A 24,743-nucleotide genomic window follows, 5' to 3' on the forward strand; every position below is an offset into this window, starting at 1 on the left:
TTATTAGTCAGTAACTTGCAGACTTTCCTGCAAAAAATATCTCTAAGAAGCAGTTATTCATATAATTATTTGATTATTTACGTGAACGTCGTACTAATGCCACGCCAGCACCAACCAAGGCACCAACTGCGCCCCACATGATTATCAAAAACACTCTGCGAGGACTGTCTCTGGTAACGGGTTCCTCTGGTGTTCTCAAATAGCGGTAAGTCTGAAATTGATCCTGTAATGTCGGACCAACATTTAACGTCGCTAACATTGCAATATTCTGGTCATAATCCACATCATAGTCGGGACCTGTCGCTTCCAGAGTTTCAAGCTGAGCCTGTAACAACGGCGCACCTAACATAAACATTTTTGAGTCAGGCAATTGATCCATCGGAGTATCAGTTTGATTACGCCGAATTCCTTGTTTTTCTGCAACCTTCAGCGATTGCTGTAACACATTCATTTCGCGGTTATAAACCGCTTTAGCAACCATTTCCTGGCGCTTAACCAATGCTGTCATAGACTGAGTGCGGGTAGCCCATGCCCCTTTTACTTCATCATTCAAATGAGTACTGGCACGACTGTTAGCAAAAGCAATGTACTGGCGCAAGAGTTGATTTGCTTGTGCAGAAGATTCTGCTGTCAGTTTAATACTGTCATTCAACACTTTTTTATCATCATGAGGAATGAACTGAATATTGTTGACTAATTCATCTAATAAGGCCGCGTCAACTCTGAGATCACCTTTCTGATGCTGCTTGTAATAATCAGACTTTAACCAGAATTCACGGCGAGTATCATATGCCGCGACCTGAGTAACGAATTCCTTATAAGCTTCTTCAGGAATGGACGGTAACTGGGTTTCCGGTGAAATGTTAATGTGAGTATCCAGATTACGCAAAAACTGCTGCTGAGAGTAATAGCTCCCCAAATGACTAGTGGTAGGCAAGTCAGTAGTGGCCGTTGCACTCCATTTTTGTTGCATCAGATATGTCACACCAAGAGCTATAGCAGCGAAAATAACTGTCAGTACGACAATCCATATCTTTCCGCGCCATAGAGCACTGCACAAGGCTCTGATATCCAGCTCATGTTCCAGAGCTTGTTCATCCTGAATAGATTTCGTTTCTGATTTTATCACTGCACAAAACCTCTGTTAGATAGATGTTTAATGGTTAACTGAACGGCGCATACGACGTTTTTGCCGTTTGATGAAACGAGCCACCCGCCATGCGTGCTTGATGCAATAGCCATACAACATAAATGCAAGCAAAAAAAGTGCCAACATTACCCATTCAGGCACAAACTCCAACCATTCCCCGGTAATTCCAATAGCAGCGAATAAAGCTGCGGCAACAGTAATCAAGATAAATGCCTGACGTGATGAGAATCCAGCCCGCATAATCAGATGATGAATATGTTGTCTGTCAGGAGAAAATGGGCTCATCCCTTTACGTAACCGACGGTACATAATGGCAACCATATCCATTAATGGAATGGCGATAATCCATAATGCAGTCACTGGATTAACCGGATGCTCATTCCCCTGAGTAGATTCAATAAGCAACCAGATAATTGTAAAACCAATCAATGTACTGCCTGCGTCCCCCATAAACACTTTGAAACGCTGGCTTAATAAACCAAGATTAAAAATAATATAAGGGAGAATGGCAGCAATAAATGCAAAACACCATAATGCCAGTGCGGTGTTACCACTTTGATACAGTAAGATCCCTAAAGCACCGAAAGAGACGCAGGATAATCCACCCAACAATCCATCTATTCCATCAACCATATTGAATGCATTGATGGCAGCCCAGACAGCAAATAAAGTCACAACATAACTGAACGGCCCAAGTGTCATGTCCCAAGAGCCAAAAGCATAACCAAGACTATTTAATTTCAAGCCGGCAAAATACATCATCGCAATACCAACCAGAGCCTGGATAGTTGCCCGGATCTTAACGCTGATGTCAAAACGGTCATCCAATGCGCCAATAAATACCAGCACACCAGCACAAACCAAATATAACCACTTATGAGGAATAAATTCTTTAGTGATAACAAAAGCAAAACAGACCCCGGTAAATACTGATATCCCTCCCACCAAAGGCACCAATCCCTGATGACACTTACGATAATTGGGTTTATCAACGAGACCGATTTTCTTTGCTACTTTGCGCGCTATAAACAAAAACGCAAACGAAAACAGAAAAACGCAAAAAACTTCGATATCCATGCTGAAAATATTCACGATAACAACTCTCTGTAAAAATAAAGACACCCTGGTTATTTATTATCCAAAACCCAATCCCACAAGCACTCCAGCTTGCGAAAACACTGCTTTATTATGGAAAAATTAATGGCCTTTATATCATTTTTGTGACATTTAATTTTAAATAGATGGCAGTATGTGAAATGTTTGCAAAATACATACCATATTTACAACACCATAATCATGGATGCAAAAAACGCCACGAAATCGTGGCGCTTATTAAAATCATCGTAAAGTGAGTTAGAAACTACGAACGTTTCATCATGTCAAAGAAATCGTCGTTTGTTTTGCTCATAGCCAACTTATTGATAAGGAATTCCATCGCATCAATTTCTCCCATCGGGTGAATAATTTTGCGAAGAATCCACATTTTCTGTAGCTCTTCAGTCGTAGTGAGTAGATTTTCTTTACGTGTACCGGAACGGTTGTAATCGATAGCTGGGAAGACACGTTTTTCAGCAATTTTACGGGAGAGGAGCAGTTCCATGTTACCAGTGCCTTTGAACTCTTCGTAAATCACTTCATCCATCTTAGAGCCCGTATCCACCAACGCAGTCGCAATAATGGTCAGGCTTCCACCCTCTTCCACATTACGTGCAGCACCGAAGAAACGTTTTGGACGATGTAACGCATTAGCATCTACACCACCGGTCAGTACCTTACCAGATGCAGGGACAACCGTGTTATAAGCACGAGCCAAGCGGGTAATAGAATCAAGCAGGATAATAACGTCTTTTTTATGTTCAACCAGGCGTTTTGCTTTCTCAATGACCATTTCTGCCACCTGAACGTGACGGGAAGCGGGTTCATCAAAAGTAGAAGCAATAACTTCACCTTTCACCAGACGTTGCATTTCGGTTACTTCTTCTGGACGTTCATCAATCAAAAGTACCATCAATACACAATCTGGATGATTGTGAGCAATGTTAGCAGCAATATTTTGCAGCAACATGGTCTTACCCGCTTTTGGTGGCGCTACGATAAGACCACGTTGTCCACGGCCAATCGGTGCAGCCAGATCCAGAACACGGGCTGTCAGATCCTCAGTGGAACCATTACCACGCTCCATACGCAAGCGATTATTAGCATGCAGAGGAGTTAAGTTTTCAAAAAGGATTTTGCTGCGCGCATTTTCTGGTTTATCAAAGTTAACTTCGTTAACTTTCAACAGTGCAAAATAGCGTTCACCTTCTTTAGGTGGACGGATTTTACCTGAAATTGTGTCACCGGTACGGAGGTTAAAACGGCGGATTTGACTGGGAGAAACGTAGATATCATCGGGACCGGCAAGGTAGGAGCTGTCTGCTGAACGGAGAAATCCAAATCCATCCTGCAATATCTCCAGCACACCGTCACCGAAGATATCTTCTCCACTTTTTGCATGCTGCTTAAGGATAGAGAAGATAATATCTTGTTTACGCATACGGGCCAGACTTTCTAGCCCCATCTTTTCGCCGAGTGTAATCAGTTCAGATACCGGCGTATTCTTTAATTCGGTAAGATTCATAATGGTGGGTTCTTAAACTCGGGGTATATCTCGAACTATGAACGTGAATAGTATGGCAGCGTCATCGGTGCCTGTTTATTTTGTACAAAAAACAAATAAGACCTTTAATACATTATTCATATAAAAAGGTAGTAATTTGAAGTACTAAGATTGAGCTCAAATAAGACTGACAGGCTGTCAAAAACGCTGTTGAGATAATGCTGAAACATTACTGATTTCTATAAAAAACTATCTCAACGTAACGAGCTATACGCCAGATTATTCCCGTATAACCCATTGGATACTTTAGACTATCCAGAGATAACAGACTTATCAGACACTACAGATTGTTCAGTATGCAACATACTTCTAACAGATGTATGTGATACAAGCAGTGGCGCTAACTTATCACGCTTCTTTACGGACGTCTAGCAGTCAATGAAATAAATAATAGTATACGCTAAACGTCCGGTATTAATGTGATCTTACTTCAATCAGAGATTGGCATCCAAAAATTCTTTCAATTGAGTTTTTGACAATGCTCCCACTTTGGTAGCGACAACCTGACCGTCTTTAAACAGTAACAGCGTAGGAATACCACGGATACCATACTTAGGAGCAGTTGCCGGATTGTCATCAATGTTCAGTTTAGCAATCGTCAGTTTACCTGAATATTCTAAGGCGATTTCATCTAAAATAGGTGCAATCATTTTACATGGTCCACACCATGCCGCCCAAAAATCGACAAGAACCGAACCAGCGGCTTTAAGCACATCAGTATCAAAGCTAGCATCACTCAAATGAATAATTTTATCGCTCATTTTTTACTCCAAAGAATAATTTTTTACCATGCTAGTGTAACATTACTGACATAAGCTTGCCTTTATTTCAGTGGATACACTTTCGTAAAACAATGGTTAACTGATATTCTACCACACTATGAGTAAAACACACTTGACAGAAAAGAAGTTTTCCGACTTCGCCTTGCACCCCAAGGTCATAGAAGCTCTTGATAACAAGGGTTTTTCTAATTGTACGCCGATACAGGCACTGACATTGCCTTTCACTGTCGAAGGTCGTGATGTCGCGGGGCAAGCGCAAACCGGTACTGGGAAGACGTTAGCATTTTTAGCGTCTGCTTTTCATTATTTACTGACTCATCCCGCAGCGAAGGAGCGTCAGACCAATCAGCCAAGAGCGCTGATTATGGCTCCTACCCGCGAACTGGCTGTACAGATTTACTCTGATGCAGAAGATCTGGCACAGGCAACGGGATTAAAGATGGGCCTGGCCTATGGCGGTGATGGTTACGACAAGCAGCTGAAAGTGCTGGAATCCGGTGTTGACATTCTTATCGGCACAACTGGACGTTTGATTGACTATGCCAAACAAGAGCATATCAACCTGAATGCAATTCAAGTTGTCGTTCTTGATGAAGCTGATCGTATGTACGATTTGGGTTTTATCAAAGATATTCGCTGGCTATTTCGCCGGATGCCGGCTGCAAATGAGCGCATGAACCTGCTGTTTTCTGCCACGCTCTCTTACCGAGTCCGGGAACTGGCATTTGAGCAAATGAATCATGCAGAATATGTAGAGGTGGAACCGTTACAGAAAACAGGACACCGCATCCGCGAAGAGTTGTTTTATCCCTCTAATGAAGAGAAGATGCGTCTGCTTCAAACGTTATTAGAAGAAGAGTGGCCTGATCGCTGCATTATTTTCGCCAACACAAAACATCGTTGTGAAGATATCTGGGCTCATCTGGCTACTGACGGGCATCGTGTTGGCCTGCTAACCGGTGATGTGGCACAAAAAAAACGATTACGCATTCTGGAAGAATTCAGCAACGGCAACATTGATATTTTAGTTGCAACGGATGTCGCAGCCCGCGGATTGCATATTCCTTCCGTAACCCATGTTTTTAACTATGACTTACCAGATGACTGCGAGGATTATGTTCACCGCATTGGTCGTACTGGTCGTGCAGGTGAAAGTGGTCACTCAATCAGCCTAGCCTGTGAAGAATATGCTCTGAACCTGCCAGCGATTGAAGATTATATTCAGCACCATATCCCTGTCAGCAAATATAACAGTCATGCATTGCTGAAAGATTTACCGGTTCCTAAACGCCGCCACCGTTCGCGTTCAGGAAACCACCAGCGCCGTAATAATTTATCGCATCGCAATAATACACCACGTAATAACCGTAAACGTTCAGGCTGAATTAAATGATGCTGAGTTCTTCTTCGCTCTATGCGGCTATCGACTTGGGTTCAAACAGTTTCCATATGCTAGTTGTGCGTGAAATATCCGGCAGTATTCAGATACTGACACGAATCAAACGCAAAGTAAGACTGGCCACGGGACTGGATAAAAATAACCACCTATCTCAACAAGTAATGGAGAGAGGTTGGCAATGTCTCAGGGTTTTTTCTGAACGCTTACAGGATATACCTCCATCACAAATCCGCGTTGTTGCTACAGCAACTTTGCGTATCGCCGAAAATTCAGGTGAATTTGTGAAAAAAGCATCAGAAATCCTTGGTTGTCCGGTTACAGTAATCAGCGGCGAAGATGAAGCTCGGCTTATTTATCAAGGTGTTGCCCACACGACCGGTGGCCCTGAAAAACGTTTAGTCGTAGATATTGGCGGGGCAAGTACAGAACTAGTCACTGGGAATGGAGCAAAAGCCACTCAGTTATCCAGCCTGAGTATGGGCTGTGTTACCTGGCTTGAATGCTATTTTCATGACCGGAGCCTAACGGAAGAAAATTTTGCCAAAGCCGAAGCGGCCGCACATGAAACTCTGAAAGCTATTGCTCCAAAGCTTATCGAACAAGGCTGGCAAATCTGTGTCGGAGCTTCCGGTACAGTTCAGGCTCTGCAAGAAATCATGATTGCTCAGGGTATGGATGAGCTGATCACTTTGCCAAAACTCCAGGCACTCAAACATAAAGCAATTGAGTGCGGTAAGTTGGAAGAGCTGGAAATAGAGGGATTGACGCTGGAGCGGGCTCTGGTTTTCCCAAGCGGTCTTGCTATTTTGATAGCTATTTTTCAGGCATTAAATATTGAAAGTATGATGCTTGCGGGCGGCGCTTTACGAGAAGGTCTTGTCTACGGCATGCTGGATTTGCCGATAGAACAAGATATTCGCACCAGAACCCTACGTAATATACAACGTCGTTTTCAGTTGGATGCTGAACAGTCTCAACGGGTCAAAAAATTGGCTGGACACTTCTTACAACAAATTGCTAAACCTTGGGAGTTGGATAGCCGATGTCATGAATTATTACAGAGTGCTTGTCTGATACATGAAATTGGGCTGAGTGTTGATTTCCATCAAGCCCCATCACACGCAGCTTATCTTATCAATTACCTCGATCTTCCTGGCTATACTCCCGCACAGAAAAAACTATTAGCCACACTGCTGAAGAACCAAAGTGGCACGATTGATTTGATTTCCTTCAGTCAACAAAACGCTCTGCCTCTGATACAAGTTCAACGTTTATGCCGCCTGCTGCGGTTGGCTATCATATTCACCAGCCGTCGCCGAGATAACACACTCCCAGCTCTGGGTTTAAAAGTGAGTGGTGAAACGCTGATGGTAACGCTGCCTCATGGCTGGCTAATGCACCACCCTCTGCGGGCGGAATCTTTACAGCAGGAAATTCAGTGGCAAAGTCATGTTCAATGGCCACTTGTTTTGGAAGAACAGATTAGCTAAAACCGAAACTCAACCATTTTCCCTGTATCTCTCCGATACAGGGAGTCTTTAATCTATTTACTGCTTATTTTTTTGCCCAAGGCCTAAACGCGATTTGATATCCGCAATGCGCGACTGCCCTTTTTGCATTCTCTCTTCAGCAGTAACTATTTTTTTATCTTGCGGCCAATGTAAATCATCCTGTGGCAGCTCATGTAAAAAGCGGCTTGGTTCAGGCCGGATTAATTCACCATATTGGCGACGCTCTTTACATAAAGTAAAAAATAACTCCCGTTGAGCGCGAGTAATTCCCACATAAGCCAGTCGCCGTTCTTCATCAATATTTTCTTCATCAATACTGCTCTGATGAGGTAATAGCCCTTCTTCCATACCGACCAAAAATACATAGGGAAACTCTAATCCTTTAGAGGCATGCAGAGTCATCAATTGTACTTGATCAAACTCTTCACCCTCTTCTCCCCGCTCCAGCATATCCCGCAATGTGAAACGCGTAACTACCTGAGATAAAGTCATTGGTTCGTTCAATTCATCACCCTCCAGCATTTCACTCATCCAAGTAAATAGCTGATTAATATTTTTCATCCGCATTTCAGCGGCTTTCGGGCTCGGTGATGTTTCGTACAGCCAGCTTTCATAATCCATACCATGCAACAAATCACGCACCGCCAGCAAAGGTTCCTGCTCAACCTGACGGGCTATCTCATCCATCCAATGGGTAAAACGCTGTAGTGCCGCCAACCCACGACCAGTCAGGCTTTGTTCCAAGCCAAGATCAAAACTGGCCTGATAGAGGCTTTTATTACGCTGATTCGCCCACTCACCCAGTTTTTGAATTGTAGCCGCACCGATTTCACGTCTTGGCGTATTAACAATCCGCAGAAATGCACTGTCATCCTCAGGATTAGTCAACACCCGCAGATAAGCCAGCAGATCCTTAATTTCAGGGCGGGCAAAGAAAGAAGTACCGCCAGAAATCCGGTAAGGAATGCGGTTTTGCATCAACATTTTTTCAAACACTCGGGATTGATGATTGCCCCGATAAAGAATAGCGTAGTCTTGATATTGGGTTTTATTGATAAAGTGATGTGCAATCAGTTCTCCGACCACCTTTTCCGCTTCATGTTCTTCATTATTAGCCATAATGACTTTCAGCGGATTACCATAACCCAGTTCAGAAAAAAGCCGCTTTTCAAACACATGAGGATTATTAGCAATCAAAATATTAGCCGCTTTTAGAATGCAACCGGAAGAACGGTAGTTTTGCTCTAGTTTGATCACATTAAGCTTCGGGAAATCCTCTTTCAGTAATACCAGATTTTGTGGTCTTGCACCGCGCCACGAATAGATCGACTGGTCATCATCACCCACCACCGTAAAACGGGCCCTTTGTCCCACCAGCAATTTAACCAGTTGATATTGACTGGTATTGGTGTCCTGATATTCATCTACCAACAAATAACGGATACGGTTTTGCCAACGTTCCCTTACCTCTTCATCACGCTGCATCAGCAATGTCGGTTTGGTAATCAGATCGTCAAAATCCAGTACATTACAACTCGCTAGGTGCAAATCATAACGGCGATAACATTCAGCAAACTGATGCTCTTGAGCAGAACGAGCCAATGCCGTAGCTTGTTGAGGAGAAAGCAGATCATTTTTCCAGTTTGAAATGGAAGAGATCAATTTTTGCAGTAAATCTTTATCTTCTTCCAGTAAATCAGCCGTCAAATCTTTCAGCAGAGCCATCTGGTCCTGATCATCAAACAATGAGAAATTGCTTTTCATTCCTAGAGCTTTGTACTCGCGCTTAATAATTTCCAATCCCAAGGTGTGGAAAGTCGAAATCATCAGCCCCTTAGCCTCTTTACGCCCCAGAGTTTGCGCCACACGCTCTTTCATTTCCCGTGCTGCTTTATTCGTAAAAGTCACAGCGGCAATATGCCGAGGCTGATAGCCACAAATACGGATAAGATGAGCAATCTTATTGGTGATCACTCTGGTTTTGCCGGAACCTGCCCCCGCCAGAACCAGACAGGGGCCCGTAACAAATTCAACTGCTTGTTGCTGGTTGGGATTTAATCGCATGGTATTTAATGAGTTATGTCAAAGCAGTACTTCAAGAAATGAAATTGTAGCAGAAAGAAGGATACGGAATGCCGTTTTATTTCAAAAGCAAACAGCCCTCCTTGTTAATCACCGATAAAAAAGGGAAATACAAGTAAAAAGAGAAAATGCAAACTGAGCAATGATAGTCGAGACGCTAGAAATCAACAATCTGAGAGGGAGAATGTCTCCCTCTTTCTCTTTAATCAACCACCAACAGAAATACGTTTCATATCTGTCATATAGCCACGTAACACACGGCCAACAACTTCAATTGGGTGGTTACGAATAGCTTCGTTAACATCACGTAACTGGGCGTTATAAATACCACTATCGGCAACAGACTTACCTAAATCACCAGCCTGTAGTACATCCATAAACTTCTCTTTCAGCAGTGGAACCGCTGCATGAGAAAACAGATAGTTACCATATTCGGCGGTATCAGAAATAACCACGTTCATTTCATACAGGCGCTTACGAGAGATAGTATTCGCAATCAACGGCAATTCATGCAGAGATTCATAATAGGCAGATTCAGCAATAATACCGGTATCAACCATAATCTCGAATGCCAGTTCAACCCCGGCTTTCACCATAGCAACCATTAAAACACCGTGATCAAAGTACTCCTGTTCACCGATTTTGCCATCATATTGCGGTGAATTTTCAAACTGAGTGTTCCCGGTTTCCTCACGCCAACCTAACAGGTTCTTATCATCATTAGCCCAGTCAGCCATCATACCGGAAGAGAATTTACCCGAAATAATATCATCCATATGTTTCTGGAACAGTGGCGTCATGATCTCTTTCAATTGCTCAGACAACGCATATGCACGCAATTTTGCCGGATTAGACAAACGATCCATCATCAAGGTAATGCCACCTTGCTTCAATGCTTCCGTGATGGTTTCCCAGCCGAACTGGATCAGCTTTCCTGCATAACCTAGTTCAGCGCCGTCTGCTATCAACTGGTCATAACACAGCAGTGAACCCGCCTGTAGCATACCGCACAGAATGGTTTGTTCACCCATCAGGTCAGATTTCACCTCAGCCACGAAAGAAGACTCCAGAACACCTGCACGGTGACCACCCGTTGCCGCTGCCCATGCTTTGGCAATCGCCATACCTTCACCTTTTGGATCGTTTTCCGGGTGAACCGCGATCAAGGTAGGAACACCAAAACCACGTTTGTATTCTTCACGAACTTCAGTACCAGGGCACTTAGGCGCGGCCATCACAACAGTGATGTCCTTACGGATTTGTTCACCCACTTCAACGATATTGAAACCGTGAGAGTAACCCAGCGCAGCACCTTCTTTCATCAGCGGCTGAACTGCGCGAACAACAGAAGAATGTTGTTTATCTGGCGTCAGGTTGACAACCAAATCAGCCTGCGGAATCAGCTCTTCATAAGTACCCACCTGAAAACCATTTTCGGTTGCTTTACGCCATGAAGCTCGTTTTTCTTCGATCGCCTCTTTACGCAGGGCATAAGTGATATCCAAACCGGAGTCACGCATGTTCAAGCCCTGATTCAGCCCCTGCGCACCGCAACCGACGATGACCACTTTTTTACCTTTTAAATATCCTGCCTCATCAACAAACTCTTCCCGCGCCATAAAACGACATTTACCTAACTGTGCCAACTGCTGACGCAAATTCAGCGTATTAAAATAATTAGCCATTAGTGACTCCGTTATCATCATGTTGTACTCAGCAATCAAGTGCTGCGACTGTTTTTTAGATTTCCCACCCTGTGAGGTGTTTGCATATTTTTAATATATGACATGAAAGCCATTGCTTAAATTGATATATTAACAATACTATATTGCATTTTATGCAACACTGATTATTGGGCAGGAATAAGGTGAATAAACTATGGATATACGTGATCTCAAATTGTTTCTACATCTGGCTGAAAGCTGTCATTTTGGCCGCACAGCAAAAGCAATGCACGTTAGTCCATCTACACTATCCCGCCAAATCCAGCGTATTGAAGAGATATTGGGGCATTCATTACTCTTACGGGATAATCGCACCGTAAAGCTGACATTTGCCGGCGAGCAATTTAAACAGTTCTCCCAACAGACACTATTACAATATCAGCAACTACAACACTCATTGAATCAACAAAGTCCTTCTCTAAGCGGCGAATTACGTCTGTTTTGTTCAGTGACCGCAGCTTACAGTCACTTACCACAGATCCTTGATAGTTTCCGTGCAGAACATCCTCTGGTTGAAATCAAACTCACCACCGGTGATGCCGCAGATGCGGTCAATAAGGTACAGTCTAATGATGCCGATTTAGGCATCGCCGGTAAGCCGGAAAAACTGCCAGATAATGTCAGTTTCACCAAAATCGGTGAAGTACCGTTGGTACTGATCGCGCCTTCCCTGCCCTGTACTGTACGGACTCTCGTCACACAAGAGTGCCCCGACTGGAATAACATTCCCTTTATTTTGCCGGAGCACGGCCCTTCACGTAAGCGCATTGAGTTCTGGTTTCGCCACCATAAAATTAACAACCCATTGATTTACGCTACAGTGTCTGGTCACGAAGCCATTGTTTCTATGGTTGCATTGGGTTGTGGCGTTGCATTAATTCCCAACGTAGTTGTAGAGAATAGCCCCGAACCAGTACGCAGTCGCATATCGTTATTGGACAATATTTCTCTGGTGGAGCCGTTCGAGTTGGGTATATGTGTACAAAGAAAACGACTTAATGAACCCTTGATTAAAGCGTTTTGGGGGTTGTTATAAGAAACTGCGTTAGCAGGTGTTTTTATTCATTACAAGTCCGATATCACCCACTTTTGGCATTATGCCAATATGCTTATGATTCATGTGACATAATTCACAAAGAACATAAAAAAATAACCATATTGTTTTCATGATAATATGTTTAAGATAAGTTATAAGTAATCAATAATAATTATATGAAAAGATTAATCCCTCATTAAATTTTTGGTCATTAATTATGTTACGAAAGAAAATACTTTTAATTATATCAATTGAATAACAGCCATTTAACTCTGAGAAATTCAGACATTGTTAAAATTGGCTAGTAAAAACAACAACATTGAATATTCCACCGTCTAAAAACACAGTGGGGAATAATTCTTTTTCCATGTCATAACAATATCTTATAATAATGAAATAATTTCTTACCGGATATTACAGGAGGGTACTTTAAATTTCATAGAAAGCATTTAATAATATTCCGACGATATAGTTACCCATAATGATTACTTGACGATTTAATTTAATTAAAAAATAATATCACTAATTCATCATAATTATATAAAACAATTAATTCAAACACACAAAATGATTTAATAAAGGACAATATTATGTTACATAAAATAGACAAAGCGCCATATTTTATTAAATTCTATAAATTCCATCTACAAGATCTCGTTTTCTCTTATAATATGAAAACAGAGTGGCATCACCATCCTTGCATACAATTAAGTGTATCACCACATAATTCACTCATGAAGATTGACACTGAAAATGAATCGAGACAAGCGCATGGATTCATTATTTCTTCTAATATTAAACATAAATTACATTCAGAAGGACAACTCTGTTTTAATTTACTGATAGATCCAGCGAATCCCCTATATCATCTATTATCACATCAGATGATGGGGTCAGATATAGTATATTTAAGCCAAGAATCATCCGATTTGATAGCCAACTACTTTATTAATTGTTTACAATCAGAAACCTCTCCAGATATTTTTATCTTAAACAATCTGTTAGGTGAAATAGAAGACTGTCATTGTTATCAGGATAAACGGATCATGAAAGCAGCCTCTCTTATTACTGAATTACCCGTTAAATGTATATCTTCCCGTGAAATATCAGATCAACTCTATTTATCAGAAAGTCGGTTCTTACATCTATTTCGAGAAAAAATGGGGACTAATTTCCGTAGTTATCTATTATGGAAGCGCCTACATCATGCCATTAATGAGATACATTTATCTGACTCACTGACTTTATTAGCGTGTAATAGTGGATTTTCCGACAGTGCACATTTTAGTCGTACCTGTATGATGCTATATGGGTTAAGACCCTCTGAATTGAAAAATGCCAGTATGAACAGAACGCAACAATCACAAAAAAAACAATCCAATTTTTCATTAGCATTGGCGGATTTGAATTTTCCAAAGCAGAATATCTAAATCACGAATAAATAGTATTTTTGATAAATCATCTAAAATAAATAAATCCTATTTATAGTTGTCATTATCAAAGCCAGTACGTTAGCGATTCTGTATCATTCTATTCCTAATATTATGTGATTTTAGTAATGATACAGAATTCAGGATAACACCATAGCAATACCACCCAATAATTCATGAATCCACAAAAAATAGAATATACAGAGTGGAATATCACTATCCTGTATTAATTATTCATTTTAATGATACATGCTCTTTTAGATAATTTTCTACCCATTTAGCTACTCGACTTGTATCTTTATAAGCACCCAACATAAGTTCAGAACCACGGCTACTCAACCATTTCCGCCCGACAATAAATAACCCAGGATAAGGTGTTTTCCCACCTTCTTCATGCCCATTTTTACAAACGAATCCGTTAGCATCCGCAGCACCAGGAAGAGTTAACCACACCGTATTATCTTTATACCCCAAACACCAGATAACAGTATCGACCTCATATTGATTGCCAGACAAATCACATAAATTATTATCTTTTATATCAACTAATCTATTCGCTATTTTTATACCAAAAGCGGCTAACCGATGGTTTTTTAGCTCTCCACAAGGAATGGGATTACGCCGCCGCATGATTTTCCCTACCAAACTGTAATAATTGGCAAACAACAGACCGCTTTTACTTAACCACCAAAAGATATCTTTGCCCATTATTCTATTAGGTAAGAGAGGACGGGAAGAACCACAAAATAACGTCACCTTCGCAGTCGCCGCTAAATCTTTGGCAATCTGGCGACCACTGGCGCCATCACCAACAACAGCAACTCTGCTGCCTGCTTTAATTTGTTTAGGTTCCTGATACTTATCCGCACCAATTTGTTGTATATCAGCAGAAAGTTGCCCAGAAAGTACCGGAATATCAGCTAATTGATTAGCACCTGTTGCATTAACCAGACAAAGTGCATTAAATACTTTCCCGTCTTTTGTTTTAACGCTATAGACATTTTTATCATGCTTCACTTCAACCACTTCAGTTTGAGTATGTATCGTCAGGTTATGGTGTGAAGCATAACGCTCAAGGTAATCAGCAACTTCATTCTTATCCGGATAGCCATCTTCAATTCCAGGAAATGGCAGGCCATGAAGCTGAGTCATACCACGTGAAGTGAATAACAGCATATTATCAGGACGCCTGCGCCACACATCGCCAATACGCGTTTCTCGCTCTAATATGCAGACATTTATATTCTTAGCAGTGAGGATAGCAGCTAAACTTAATCCGGCTTGACCGGCACCCACAATTAAACAATCCATTTTCATCATGCGTACTCGTTTTTAATTCGGCATTATCTATATTTTATTTTTATCATTATATTAATCTTAGGACAATGAAAAAATTTATAAAAAAACATTCGATAGATCAAAAATCAACGAACTTCACAAAAATATAAAACACAATGAAAAAAATTACTTGAATTAACTGGTCACATTCACATTAAAGTGAGCATTTTGAATAAATCAGCTATTTTTATCATAATTTTAACAATATTTACAAATTCATATAATAATCAGAGCAATAATATAGCCAATTTATTCAATAAAATGAAATTATTAATCACTATCCTTTTTTCCTACATAACTTATGCTTTATTGCTATAACTTATAATAAACAAAGATGAGTTTATCTACTCTTTACCCTACCGGAGATGAAAAAATGGAAAATATCAAAAATATATATGATGGTATAAAATCCCGTGGTGGCAATCCGCTGAAATGGTTAATGGCAGATGTCGACTTTCTCTATAAGCTGTCTAAAGAAGAACAACAAGAACTAAAAACCTGTCTACTTAAGGATGCTTTTCATTTTCATTATCATAATAATCCTTACTATAGAGATATTTGTGAGAAACAAGGTATTAAGCCAGAAGATATCCAGGGTTATAATGATTTAGTTCGCATCCCACTAATACCCGTTGCAACTTATAAATCAGCCGAAAGTCATCGTTTATTAAGCAAACCACTGTCTGAAATCGAACATGAAATGCGTTCAACCGGTACAAGCGGAATTCCCAGCGTTTATCGTCGTTGCCACGATACGATGGATCACACAGTATTGGCTGTTTATTCTAATTACCGCAGCATGTTCAAATTATCTGGTGGTGCAGGCCTATGCTTATGTCCTTCAACAGAAGATATTCCAGAAATGGCACTGGTTAAGATATTTAATTTCCTGACAGGTTTGTTAGATACCCGACGCTATATGATTAATCAGGATCGTTTTTCCCCAGAAGACACACTGAATCAATTAATCCAGTGGAAAGGTAAATTCACCCGGCATTTAATTGGCCCGCCATTCATGATCCATCGTTTTATTACTTTCTTAAAAGAGAATAACACCAAACTCACTTTAGATCGCGATAGTATGGTGATTACGATGGGCGGCTGGAAACGTTTTTCCGGGGATATGATCTCCCGCGGCGAATTAAATGCAGATATCGAAGAATGGATGGGAATTCCAGTATCCCGAACACGTGATATGTATGGTCTGGTTGAAGCAAACGTTCTCGCCATAGAAGATGAATATAACCATAAGCATGTTCCTCCTTATATTCACTTCTCCGTCCGTGATCCTAATGATTTATCACATGAACTACCTGATGGCGAAACAGGGCAATTGGTGATCCTGGATCCACTTTCTGTTTCCACCCCAGGTATGTTACTGACAGAAGATTTGGTCTACTTGCGTACCGACCCTAACAAATCCTGGCGTAATTCTCAGCGGATTCAGTTTGTTATGCGTACTGCTGCCGCTAAAGAGTTTGGTTGTTGTGCAGTCAACCTTGAGAGAAAAATGTCAGATGATGAAACTGCCCCAGCTACATCCGCAGTATAAATAGCAAGGTGGAATTATGTTTAACAACATCATTATTGACAACTTTTGCAATCCTGACTGCCAGGGGACGTTATCCAGCCCGGCAATTAAACTGGCGTTAGGCAATCCTGTCTGTGGTGACAAGGTTGATATCGACCTGACACTGGATAGTCAAGGGCGGGTAAATAATGCCTGTTTCCGCGCATGGGGATGCACAGCATCCCTAGCAATGTCGAACCAGTTTTGTCGCCATGTTAAAGGTAAGACTCTCAAAGAATTGAACACATTATCACCTGAAGGCATTGATGCGTTATTAGGTGAGTTAGAACCCGCCCAGCAACACTGCCTTGATATGCTGCATAAGCTATTTGAGCAGTTAAAGGGAAAAATATGACAAGCCTATACTTCGATTACAACGCCACGACACCGCTAAGTGTTAAAGCCCAGTTGGCGATTAAAGAGGCTTTGTCTGTTTTTGCTAATCCGTCCAGCCACTACAGCTTAAGTAACATGGCTAAAAATTTGCTCACTGACGCCAGGAGATCTATGGCGTCATTAATGGGCACTGTGCCTGAACAAATCCTGTTTACATCAGGAGGAACTGAAAGTAATAACCAGGCATTGTCCAGCCTGTTAGCAACGCTTCCCGGTTCGGATCTGTCTGCATATCATGTTATTAGCTCTTCTATTGAGCACCCGTCTGTTCTAGCGCCGTTACTCTGGTACCAGCAACGCGGACTTCAACTGACGCTGATCGATCCTGATAATCAGGGGCGGATAAGTGTACAAAGCATCCGTGAAAACCTGCGGCCACAAACACGCCTGATCACATTGATGGCGATTAACAACGAAACCGGAGTGATACAGCCCTATGAAGCTGTCGCCTCTTTAGCAAAAGAGGCTGGTATCTATTTACACATAGATGCAGTACAGGCTATTGGTAAACTTCCTTTTAGCTGTGACACGCTTTCTGGCATAACGACTGTCTCTTTCTCCGGCCATAAGTTTAATGGCCCAAAAGGTATCGGTGGGCTCTATCATGCGCTAGGTATTCAATTGAACCCCTTGCTGCACGGTGGCGGACAAGAACAAGGAATACGCAGCGGCACTGAAAACACTCTGGGCCTTGCAGGACTGGCGGCGGCAGCTAAAGAATCACTGAATGGATTGCAAGAACATTTCAATACCTACAAAACGCTCAGAGAAACCTTGCTATCTCTGCTGGAACAGCACCATGTTAGCTACTTAATTAATGGCAATACAAACCCAGAATTTCAGGCACCCTGGACACTGAATTTAAGTTTCCCTGGCGTCCGCGCTGAATCATTAGCCAGCCGGCTGGATTTATGTCACGGAGTCTCTTTATCTTTAGGATCAGCCTGTAGCAATAACAAATCTACACAACGTTCTCATGTTCTGGCGGCGATGGGGCTACCTAATGATCGTATCGATAGCGCAGTACGTATCAGCTTTGGATATACCACAAGCCAAAATGATATTGAGATGCTGGCTAGCGCGATCAAACAAGAAACGTATAACTTGCTGAAAATTTCTGGGCAACCTTTAAACACTCAGGAATAACAGCAAAACTGTATTTAAAAGACGGTGTAGCAGGAATAACTTATTTATTAACCACTAATACCCATATTACTGCACTTAAGCTCCGCCAACATTTTTTTAGATTTTAAGGGGATATTAATATGAAACTGTTTGAATTATTGCAATCTCAAATTACTGAATTAACTGACATCGAAGCAGAAGATATTACTCTCGATACCCTGCTTGATGATATTCATCTGGTAAGTCTGGATTTTGTCTCTATTCAGGTTGCTTTAAAAAGAGAAATGGGTATTCAGCTGAATTTCGATAAATTCCAGCGAAATGAAACAACGACAATCGGTGATTTTGTCAATTATGTCAGTGAATTAATAAAATAATCATTATTAATGTATTTGGATGTTAGCTGTCTATGACATATCACAGCATGGCTAACATTCATTTTTGTGATGCTTTTATCTACCAACCCCATTATTTGGTTGTATTAAAAAATAAAGCATGTCACCAGGAACTTACCTTTGGAGATAATGTTTCATGAATTTTCAAACTGGCTACCGCCGCGTTGCCATCACAGGCTATGGCTCTATCTGTTCTCTTGGGCAAAATACCCAGGAAATTTGGGATGCAATCCTAAACTATCGTGTAGGCTACAAAAAGGACGTTCACCCAGATGCTTCTGTCGCAGCAAAATTCTTCGGCAATATACCTTTTCCTCCTGATGTATCACGGTTTTCCAAAAAACTGCTAAAGAACCTTCCCAAATTCAGCAAACTTGGGCTGATTGCTGCGGATGAAGCAATCAAAATGGCATTTGGTCACGATAAAGCTGCTCTTGATGAAAGTTATTCCCCTTTTGAACGAGGTGTCATTTTTGGTACTGGCTGGGGAGGAGAAGATGCAACCGTCGAAAACAGCAATTCCTACGCTGACCAAGGTATTGCCTCACCCATGACAAATATTATGTCTATGCACAGCGTAGGTACGGCGGCTATTTCAATGAACTGGAATCTACGGGGATATCAGAATACCCCAGTGGCAGCTTGTGCAACAGGCAGTATGGCAATAGGTGATGCTTTTGAACTTATCCGTAGCGGACGCACTAAAATGATGCTGGCAGGGGGCGGTGAAAGTATCAGAGATCCATTCATCGTCTGGAGCATCGATATTCTTGGCGCACTGAGCAAAGAACAGGAATCTGTCGAAAAAGCTTGCTGTCCGTTCAGCAAAGATCGCAGTGGCTTTGTGATGTCAGAAGGTGCAGCAATATTATGTCTTGAAGATTATGACAGTGCTGTTGCCAGAGGAGCCAAAATACTGGCGGAAGTCGTCGGTTATGGAAATTACTCTGACGCATCAGATATGACAGCACCGGCACCAGATTGCCAAGGACGGGTTATGGCAATTCAGGCGGCACTGGAACAGGCTAAACTCTCCGCGTCAGATATTCACTATATCAATGCCCACGGCACATCAACCCCGTTAAACGACATTAACGAAACCGATGTTTTAAAAATGAGCCTGGGAGAACACGCCTACTGTATTCCTACTTCCAGTACAAAATCCTACACAGGCCATCTTATTGCCGGGGCAGGGGCAATTGAGTCCATTTTCTGTATTAAGGCAATGGAAACCGCAACTATTCCCGCGACTATGCACTTGAATAATCCTGATCCACTCTGCGATCTGGATTACGTACCCAACACCCACCGAACTAACCAAGTTATTGATACTGCTTTAAATGTTAACTATGGATTCGGTGGCACAAACTGTGCACTTATTTTCAGGAAAGCCGACAGATGAACGTTCAATTCAGTAAAAAAGATCTCAGTCAATGGGCTAAATTCTCTGGAGATTATAACCCCATTCATTTTGATGAAAAAATTGCAAAAGAAGTCGGATTAGGCGGTATTGCCGTACACGGTATGCTGGCAATGATCCCGCTCAAAAGCGGATACGATTACCTGTCACAACCAAACGAGGGAATGGGCAGACAATGGCACGTTAATTTGCGAAATCCAGTGCCTCTGAATGCCTGCTATTGTGTCAAAACTAAGCACACTGACCTGAATGGGAAAACGGCCTTTAATCTGCAAGATGAAACAACCAGCTTGAAACCTTTGGTTGGTCATTATAGTCGTTTCGATTTTTCGAAAAAAACCGGCTTTCCTGAAAAACCACAGTGTCAAGTTCCGATACAAGAGACAATAAAAAAATCCATTGAATTCAAAAGCACCTTCCCCGAAGTCAATGAGTTCTGGATTTTTCTTGATGCCCTGATTTTTTATCTTTTCATGCAGCAAAGTGCAAAAACGGCACTAGCAACGGAATTTAAAACCTATTTCGGCAAACAGGGGCATGATGAAATATGCCTCAAAGACCTTATTGTGTTGCATGTTATGCATACAGTGAGTTTTTCTCCAACCCTGCTCAATCGCCAAATCCCGGATGAAATGCCAAGCATCGAATATACGATCCTACCTAAAGATACATTCGATGTTGATGGTTCGTTATACGGTACGTTGGAAATCCCGATCTGGCTGAATGGAGAAATCTCTTTAGTTGTTGAAATGAGTCTGATGGGAACAACAAAAAGAAAGCAGGTTGCCAACTAAGGTTTGATGAATTCTGTACTGACAGACGGATGGCATAAAAATTTAGAGGAATAACTTAATGAATATCAACGCACCTTGGGTTTTTGTTTCGGGAGGATCACGTGGCATTGGCAAAGGCATAGTAAAAATGCTGGCTGCGCAAAACTACCATGTGGTTTTTACCTACAAATCAAGCATAGATGAAGCGCAAACACTTTGTCAGGAAATTAAGCAGCAAGGTCACAGTTGTGAAGGCCATCAATGTGATGTCTCAAACGCGAAAGAAGTCTCAACACTGTCGGCAGAGCTTATCTCACGGTATGGCTCTCCCTATGCAATCATCAATAACGCCGGAATTACACAAGATGCTTTGCTGATAAACATGAAAGAAGAAGAATGGCACAACGTGATTTCCACCAATCTTTCTTCTGTTTATTTAGTCAATCACGCTTTTCTCCCTGAAATGATTATGGCTGGAGAAGGCTGCATCATCCACATGAGCTCAGTCACTGCATTTAAAGCTAACTCAGGGCAAGTTAACTACGCAGCAACCAAAGCCGCCATGATCGGCATCACCCGTTCATTAGCTGTTGAAGTTGGCCGGTTTAATGTTCGGGTCAATACCGTTGCACCAGGCTTGATTGATACTGAAATGCTGAATCATATTCCTGCATCACATAAGAAAAAACTGTTATCTAACATCCCATTGGGTCGCTTGGGTTCAGTGGAAGATATTGCCATGACTATCAATTTCCTCCTCAGCCCCGGAGGACGCTACATTACCGGGCAAACATTCGTCATTGATGGCGGAATGACGGCCTGATCAGTTAAACAGAATATCAATGGGTTCGTATCCATATCCTGTGGTTATTTGTACCCAGATAAATATCTGGGTACTTAAAAAATGCCGTTAATCATTGCCAAATAGCCAATCCAGTCTCTCTGATAAATGTTAATAACGATAATAAATAATTTTAATACAAATAATACTTGTGGCATTAAGTGCTAAATATTACCCGTTTTCTTTTTATCAAGACGGGAAGATCTTGACCTTGTAGTCAACTCCAAGGTGTTTAATCAAGCATAAACACACTAATAGTCTAATTTATTTTTGATCACAGTTATGGGAGAGGAACATGGCCGAAGAAATAGAATCAGTTCCAGTACAATCACCTCCGCTTAATGAGAAAAAATCAAAGCGAAAGCTAGCATTGATCCTCGCAACTCTTTTATTTGTTTTTGCCGGATTAGGTTACTTTGCCTACTGGTTTGTTGCACTGCGCTATCATCAAGCTACTGATGATGCCTACGTTGTCGGTAATCAGGTGCAAGTGATGACCCAAATTACTGGTAGCGTAACGTCTATCCATGTCGATAATACAGATTTCGTTCAACAAGGAGACATTCTGCTACGTTTAGACTCTGTTGATGCAGAACATGCTTTTGAACGGGCGAAAAATATATTGGCTAATAGTGTCAGACAAACTCACCAAACCATCATCGATAATGAAAAGCTGCTGGCTAATATTGAACTAAAACAGACTGCGCTACAGCAGGCTCAAGATGATTTAAAACGACGTGAACATCTGGGGCTCACCGGTGCTATTGCCAAAGAAAATCTGATTCATTCCCGTAATAGTGTTCAAATGGCAAAGTCTGAGCTGAACGTCGCCCAACAACAATATCATGCCAACAAAGCGTTAGTTATAGACACCCCATTGGAACAACAGCCCGCCATTAAACTCGCCGCTTCCCAACTCCGAGATGCATGGTTAACCTTACAGCGCACTCAGATTGTCGCGCCGGTGACCGGATACGTTTCACGCCGCAGTGTTCAGGTCGGTTCACAAATAAAAAGCGGTACCTCGCTGATGGTTATCGTACCGGCAGATCAACTCTGGGTCGAAGCTAACTTCAAAGAGGTTCAACTCGCCAATGTGCGTATTGGTCAGCCGGTAACGCTAATTAGCGATTTCTATGGCAATGATGTCATTTATCAAGGCCGAATCGTTGGTCTTGATATGGGAACCGGCAGTGCATTTTCTTTACTGCCGGCACAAAACGCCACCGGTAACTGGATCAAAGTGGTTCAACGTTTGCCTGTCCGTGTTGAACTGGAAGCACAACAACTTATTGATCATCCTTTACGAATTGGTTTATCCATGCACGCCACTGTCGATACCAGAAATCAAGAGGGTTTGGTCCTTTCCGATACCCCCCGTAAAGGCATTGTTTATGAAACCAACGTCTTGTCTTACAACACAGGAGAAATTGATCGGCTAATTAACGAAATCATTCAAGCTAACAACAGTAAAGATGAGTGAGGTTAACATGCTAAAAGAGCCATTATCAGGAGCCAAACTTGGCTGGCTAACCCTGGCTTTAGCATTAGCCGCTTTTTTACAAATATTGGATCTGACCATTGCTAACGTTGCAATATCAACAATTGCCGGAGACTTGGGTTCCTCAGTATCGCAAGGCACCTGGGTAATTACTTCATTTGCTGTTGCTAACGCGATTTCTATTCCATTAACAGGCTGGTTAGCCAAACGGTTTGGGGAAGTCCGGGTTTTCTTAATATCAATGCTATTGTTTGTCATAACCTCTTGGCTGTGTGGCATCTCCAATAGCCTGGAAATGCTGATCATTTCCCGCATTCTGCAAGGCATCTCAGCCGGACCAATCATGCCTCTTTCGCAAAGTTTGTTACTAAACAACTATCCTCCGTTAAAACGCAATATGGCACTGGCATTGTGGTCAATGACTATCGTTGTCGCTCCGGTTTGTGGTCCAATACTCGGCGGTTGGATCAGTGACAGCTATCATTGGGGATGGATATTTCTCATCAACGTCCCGGTAGGCTTTGCCGCCATCGCTATCACTTGGATGTTGTTAAAAGATCGAGAAACTGAAATAAAGGTTAGGCCAATTGATGCCGTAGGGCTTATTTTATTAGTCACCGGCGTCGGTTGTTTTCAGTTATTGCTTGATCGAGGCAAGGAACTTGACTGGTTCAACTCAACAGAGATTATTGCATTAGCGATTATCGCGGTTATTGCCGTGACTTTCCTGATCATCTGGGAACTGACCGACGATGATCCGATCATTGATTTATCACTCTTTAAATCACGCAATTTTACTATTGGTACTTTATGTATCAGTTTGGCCTTTTTACTCCACATCGGTACCCTAGTTCTACAACCTCAGTTATTACAAATGGTCTTTGGTTATACTGCCACCTGGGCAGGGTTAGTTATGGCCCCATTAGGGATGGTTCCCATAATACTTGCTCCACTCATTGGCCGTTTCAGTTCAAAAATCGATATGCGTTATTTGGTTATGTTCAGCTTTATCGTTTTTGCCCTGTGCTTTTTTTGGCGAGCTCATACCTTCGAGCTGTCAATGGACTTTGCCACCGCGGCCTGGCCACAATTTATTCAAGGTTTTGCTATTGCCTGTTTAATTATGCCGCTAACAGCCATTATATTATCCGACGTTGAACCGGATAAAATCGCCTCTGCGGGTAGTCTGTTCAACTTCTTACGTACTCTGGCAACATCCGTGGGTACCTCAATTACGACGACCATGTGGTCCCGCCGTGAAGCTGTCCACCACGTTCAGTTAACTGAATCGATAACCGCCCATAACCCTATTGCCCAGCAAGCCTATCAGAAAATGGAACAATTAGGGATGTCACAAGCTCAAGCCAGTAGCTCTCTGGCGCGTGAAGTCACTAACCAGGGATTGATTATCGCCGCCAACGAGATTTATTGGCTATTTGGTTTTATTTTTCTTATTTTGCTGATCTTTATCTGGCTGGCAAAACCCACAGTTGGAGCAAAGAAATAACACGATAATAAATAATAAACTGGATGACTACCCATCGGCACTAATAACAATAGTCAAAGAACCCAAGGCTATTTCCAGTGAAACCTCAGAGAATACAAAATCTT

20 protein-coding genes are annotated in these 24,743 nt (G+C 41.9%); 13 read left to right on the forward strand and 7 right to left on the reverse strand.

Features of this window, described 5'->3' with window-relative positions; genetic code table 11:
• Window positions 1-73: 73 nt before the first annotated feature.
• From wzzE to trxA, 4 genes are all read right to left on the reverse strand, one after another.
• On the reverse strand, window positions 74-1,129 hold the full coding sequence (wzzE, locus tag ACGF63_RS15340) for an ECA polysaccharide chain length modulation protein (protein ID WP_162524204.1): 1,056 nt from the start codon (window positions 1,127-1,129) through the stop codon (window positions 74-76).
• 27 nt (window positions 1,130-1,156) lie between these two features.
• Window positions 1,157-2,227, reverse strand: a complete 1,071-nt coding sequence (wecA, locus tag ACGF63_RS15345) for a UDP-N-acetylglucosamine--undecaprenyl-phosphate N-acetylglucosaminephosphotransferase (RefSeq protein ID WP_152963479.1) — start codon at window positions 2,225-2,227, stop codon at window positions 1,157-1,159.
• 283 nt (window positions 2,228-2,510) lie between these two features.
• Window positions 2,511-3,770: a transcription termination factor Rho gene (gene rho, locus ACGF63_RS15350; protein ID WP_023043607.1), complete on the reverse strand. Its 1,260-nt coding sequence runs from the start codon at window positions 3,768-3,770 to the stop codon at window positions 2,511-2,513.
• A 473-nt stretch (window positions 3,771-4,243) separates the two neighbouring features.
• Window positions 4,244-4,570, reverse strand: a complete 327-nt coding sequence (gene trxA, locus ACGF63_RS15355; protein ID WP_036844189.1) for a thioredoxin TrxA — start codon at window positions 4,568-4,570, stop codon at window positions 4,244-4,246.
• 118 nt (window positions 4,571-4,688) lie between these two features.
• On the opposite strand from trxA, the gene rhlB reads away from it, so the two are divergent.
• A complete protein-coding gene (rhlB, locus tag ACGF63_RS15360) occupies window positions 4,689-5,975 on the forward strand; it encodes an ATP-dependent RNA helicase RhlB (protein WP_152963450.1) in 1,287 nt (428 codons plus the stop codon).
• 8 nt (window positions 5,976-5,983) lie between these two features.
• The gene (gene gppA, locus ACGF63_RS15365; protein ID WP_162524206.1) at window positions 5,984-7,480 is read left to right on the forward strand and encodes a guanosine-5'-triphosphate,3'-diphosphate diphosphatase; all 1,497 of its coding nucleotides are present in this window, start codon (window positions 5,984-5,986) and stop codon (window positions 7,478-7,480) included.
• Window positions 7,481-7,537: 57 nt separating this feature from the next.
• On the opposite strand, the gene rep is transcribed toward gppA, so the two are convergent.
• Together rep and ilvC are read right to left on the reverse strand one after the other, a co-directional pair.
• Complete coding sequence (gene rep, locus ACGF63_RS15370; protein WP_036844191.1) at window positions 7,538-9,565, reverse strand: DNA helicase Rep; 2,028 nt, start codon at window positions 9,563-9,565, stop codon at window positions 7,538-7,540.
• A 224-nt stretch (window positions 9,566-9,789) separates the two neighbouring features.
• Window positions 9,790-11,268: a ketol-acid reductoisomerase gene (gene ilvC, locus ACGF63_RS15375; RefSeq protein ID WP_036844192.1), complete on the reverse strand. Its 1,479-nt coding sequence runs from the start codon at window positions 11,266-11,268 to the stop codon at window positions 9,790-9,792.
• Between the two features lie 193 nt (window positions 11,269-11,461).
• On the opposite strand from ilvC, the gene ilvY reads away from it, so the two are divergent.
• Both ilvY and ACGF63_RS15385 read left to right on the forward strand, forming a co-directional pair.
• Window positions 11,462-12,343 carry an HTH-type transcriptional activator IlvY gene (gene ilvY, locus ACGF63_RS15380; protein WP_387631829.1) on the forward strand — a complete coding sequence of 294 codons (882 nt, stop codon included), beginning with the start codon at window positions 11,462-11,464 and terminating at the stop codon, window positions 12,341-12,343.
• Between the two features lie 590 nt (window positions 12,344-12,933).
• The gene (locus ACGF63_RS15385) at window positions 12,934-13,773 is read left to right on the forward strand and encodes a helix-turn-helix domain-containing protein (RefSeq protein WP_387631832.1); all 840 of its coding nucleotides are present in this window, start codon (window positions 12,934-12,936) and stop codon (window positions 13,771-13,773) included.
• 234 nt (window positions 13,774-14,007) lie between these two features.
• Here ACGF63_RS15385 and ACGF63_RS15390 read toward each other — a convergent pair whose 3' ends face one another.
• Window positions 14,008-15,093: an NAD(P)/FAD-dependent oxidoreductase gene (locus ACGF63_RS15390; RefSeq protein ID WP_036844207.1), complete on the reverse strand. Its 1,086-nt coding sequence runs from the start codon at window positions 15,091-15,093 to the stop codon at window positions 14,008-14,010.
• 391 nt (window positions 15,094-15,484) lie between these two features.
• On the opposite strand from ACGF63_RS15390, the gene ACGF63_RS15395 reads away from it, so the two are divergent.
• The 9 genes from ACGF63_RS15395 to ACGF63_RS15435 all read left to right on the forward strand — a co-directional run bounded on the left by ACGF63_RS15395 (window position 15,485) and on the right by ACGF63_RS15435 (window position 24,639).
• Window positions 15,485-16,663 (forward strand): LuxE family acyl-protein synthetase, encoded by a 1,179-nt coding sequence (locus ACGF63_RS15395; RefSeq protein ID WP_387631835.1) that lies wholly within the window; start codon window positions 15,485-15,487, stop codon window positions 16,661-16,663.
• A gap of 16 nt (window positions 16,664-16,679) precedes the next feature.
• Window positions 16,680-17,036 carry an iron-sulfur cluster assembly scaffold protein gene (locus ACGF63_RS15400; RefSeq protein ID WP_036844213.1) on the forward strand — a complete coding sequence of 119 codons (357 nt, stop codon included), beginning with the start codon at window positions 16,680-16,682 and terminating at the stop codon, window positions 17,034-17,036.
• Complete coding sequence (locus ACGF63_RS15405) at window positions 17,033-18,223, forward strand: cysteine desulfurase family protein (protein WP_036844215.1); 1,191 nt, start codon at window positions 17,033-17,035, stop codon at window positions 18,221-18,223. The genes ACGF63_RS15400 and ACGF63_RS15405 overlap by 4 nt, the downstream gene beginning before the upstream one ends.
• Window positions 18,224-18,342: 119 nt before the next feature.
• Window positions 18,343-18,579 (forward strand): acyl carrier protein, encoded by a 237-nt coding sequence (locus ACGF63_RS15410; protein ID WP_036844216.1) that lies wholly within the window; start codon window positions 18,343-18,345, stop codon window positions 18,577-18,579.
• 154 nt (window positions 18,580-18,733) lie between these two features.
• On the forward strand, window positions 18,734-19,999 hold the full coding sequence (locus tag ACGF63_RS15415; RefSeq protein ID WP_036844219.1) for a beta-ketoacyl-[acyl-carrier-protein] synthase family protein: 1,266 nt from the start codon (window positions 18,734-18,736) through the stop codon (window positions 19,997-19,999).
• Window positions 19,996-20,811: a MaoC/PaaZ C-terminal domain-containing protein gene (locus ACGF63_RS15420; RefSeq protein ID WP_036844220.1), complete on the forward strand. Its 816-nt coding sequence runs from the start codon at window positions 19,996-19,998 to the stop codon at window positions 20,809-20,811. Before ACGF63_RS15415 ends, ACGF63_RS15420 begins: the two co-directional genes overlap by 4 nt.
• A gap of 58 nt (window positions 20,812-20,869) precedes the next feature.
• The gene (fabG, locus tag ACGF63_RS15425; RefSeq protein WP_152963457.1) at window positions 20,870-21,613 is read left to right on the forward strand and encodes a 3-oxoacyl-ACP reductase FabG; all 744 of its coding nucleotides are present in this window, start codon (window positions 20,870-20,872) and stop codon (window positions 21,611-21,613) included.
• 313 nt (window positions 21,614-21,926) lie between these two features.
• Window positions 21,927-23,114 (forward strand): multidrug efflux MFS transporter periplasmic adaptor subunit EmrA, encoded by a 1,188-nt coding sequence (emrA, locus tag ACGF63_RS15430; protein ID WP_152963458.1) that lies wholly within the window; start codon window positions 21,927-21,929, stop codon window positions 23,112-23,114.
• A 7-nt stretch (window positions 23,115-23,121) separates the two neighbouring features.
• Entirely contained in the window at window positions 23,122-24,639 is a 1,518-nt protein-coding gene (locus ACGF63_RS15435) for a DHA2 family efflux MFS transporter permease subunit (RefSeq protein WP_036844224.1), read from the forward strand.
• Window positions 24,640-24,743 lie beyond the last annotated feature (104 nt).

This window comes from Photorhabdus sp. RM322S (assembly GCF_042879395.1).
In the GTDB taxonomy this organism is placed as follows: domain Bacteria; phylum Pseudomonadota; class Gammaproteobacteria; order Enterobacterales; family Enterobacteriaceae; genus Photorhabdus; species Photorhabdus khanii.

Coding starts and splice junctions, on each gene's coding strand:
- wecA (WP_152963479.1), bottom strand. CDS start 2,227: ATGGATATCGAAGTTTTTTGCGTTTTTCTGTTTTCGTTTGCGTTTTTG.
- rho (WP_023043607.1), bottom strand. CDS start 3,770: ATGAATCTTACCGAATTAAAGAATACGCCGGTATCTGAACTGATTACA.
- trxA (WP_036844189.1), bottom strand. CDS start 4,570: ATGAGCGATAAAATTATTCATTTGAGTGATGCTAGCTTTGATACTGAT.
- rhlB (WP_152963450.1), top strand. CDS start 4,689: ATGAGTAAAACACACTTGACAGAAAAGAAGTTTTCCGACTTCGCCTTG.
- gppA (WP_162524206.1), top strand. CDS start 5,984: ATGCTGAGTTCTTCTTCGCTCTATGCGGCTATCGACTTGGGTTCAAAC.
- rep (WP_036844191.1), bottom strand. CDS start 9,565: ATGCGATTAAATCCCAACCAGCAACAAGCAGTTGAATTTGTTACGGGC.
- ilvC (WP_036844192.1), bottom strand. CDS start 11,268: ATGGCTAATTATTTTAATACGCTGAATTTGCGTCAGCAGTTGGCACAG.
- ilvY (WP_387631829.1), top strand. CDS start 11,462: ATGGATATACGTGATCTCAAATTGTTTCTACATCTGGCTGAAAGCTGT.
- ACGF63_RS15385 (WP_387631832.1), top strand. CDS start 12,934: ATGTTACATAAAATAGACAAAGCGCCATATTTTATTAAATTCTATAAA.
- ACGF63_RS15390 (WP_036844207.1), bottom strand. CDS start 15,093: ATGATGAAAATGGATTGTTTAATTGTGGGTGCCGGTCAAGCCGGATTA.
- ACGF63_RS15395 (WP_387631835.1), top strand. CDS start 15,485: ATGGAAAATATCAAAAATATATATGATGGTATAAAATCCCGTGGTGGC.
- ACGF63_RS15400 (WP_036844213.1), top strand. CDS start 16,680: ATGTTTAACAACATCATTATTGACAACTTTTGCAATCCTGACTGCCAG.
- ACGF63_RS15405 (WP_036844215.1), top strand. CDS start 17,033: ATGACAAGCCTATACTTCGATTACAACGCCACGACACCGCTAAGTGTT.
- ACGF63_RS15410 (WP_036844216.1), top strand. CDS start 18,343: ATGAAACTGTTTGAATTATTGCAATCTCAAATTACTGAATTAACTGAC.
- ACGF63_RS15415 (WP_036844219.1), top strand. CDS start 18,734: ATGAATTTTCAAACTGGCTACCGCCGCGTTGCCATCACAGGCTATGGC.
- ACGF63_RS15420 (WP_036844220.1), top strand. CDS start 19,996: ATGAACGTTCAATTCAGTAAAAAAGATCTCAGTCAATGGGCTAAATTC.
- fabG (WP_152963457.1), top strand. CDS start 20,870: ATGAATATCAACGCACCTTGGGTTTTTGTTTCGGGAGGATCACGTGGC.
- emrA (WP_152963458.1), top strand. CDS start 21,927: ATGGCCGAAGAAATAGAATCAGTTCCAGTACAATCACCTCCGCTTAAT.
- ACGF63_RS15435 (WP_036844224.1), top strand. CDS start 23,122: ATGCTAAAAGAGCCATTATCAGGAGCCAAACTTGGCTGGCTAACCCTG.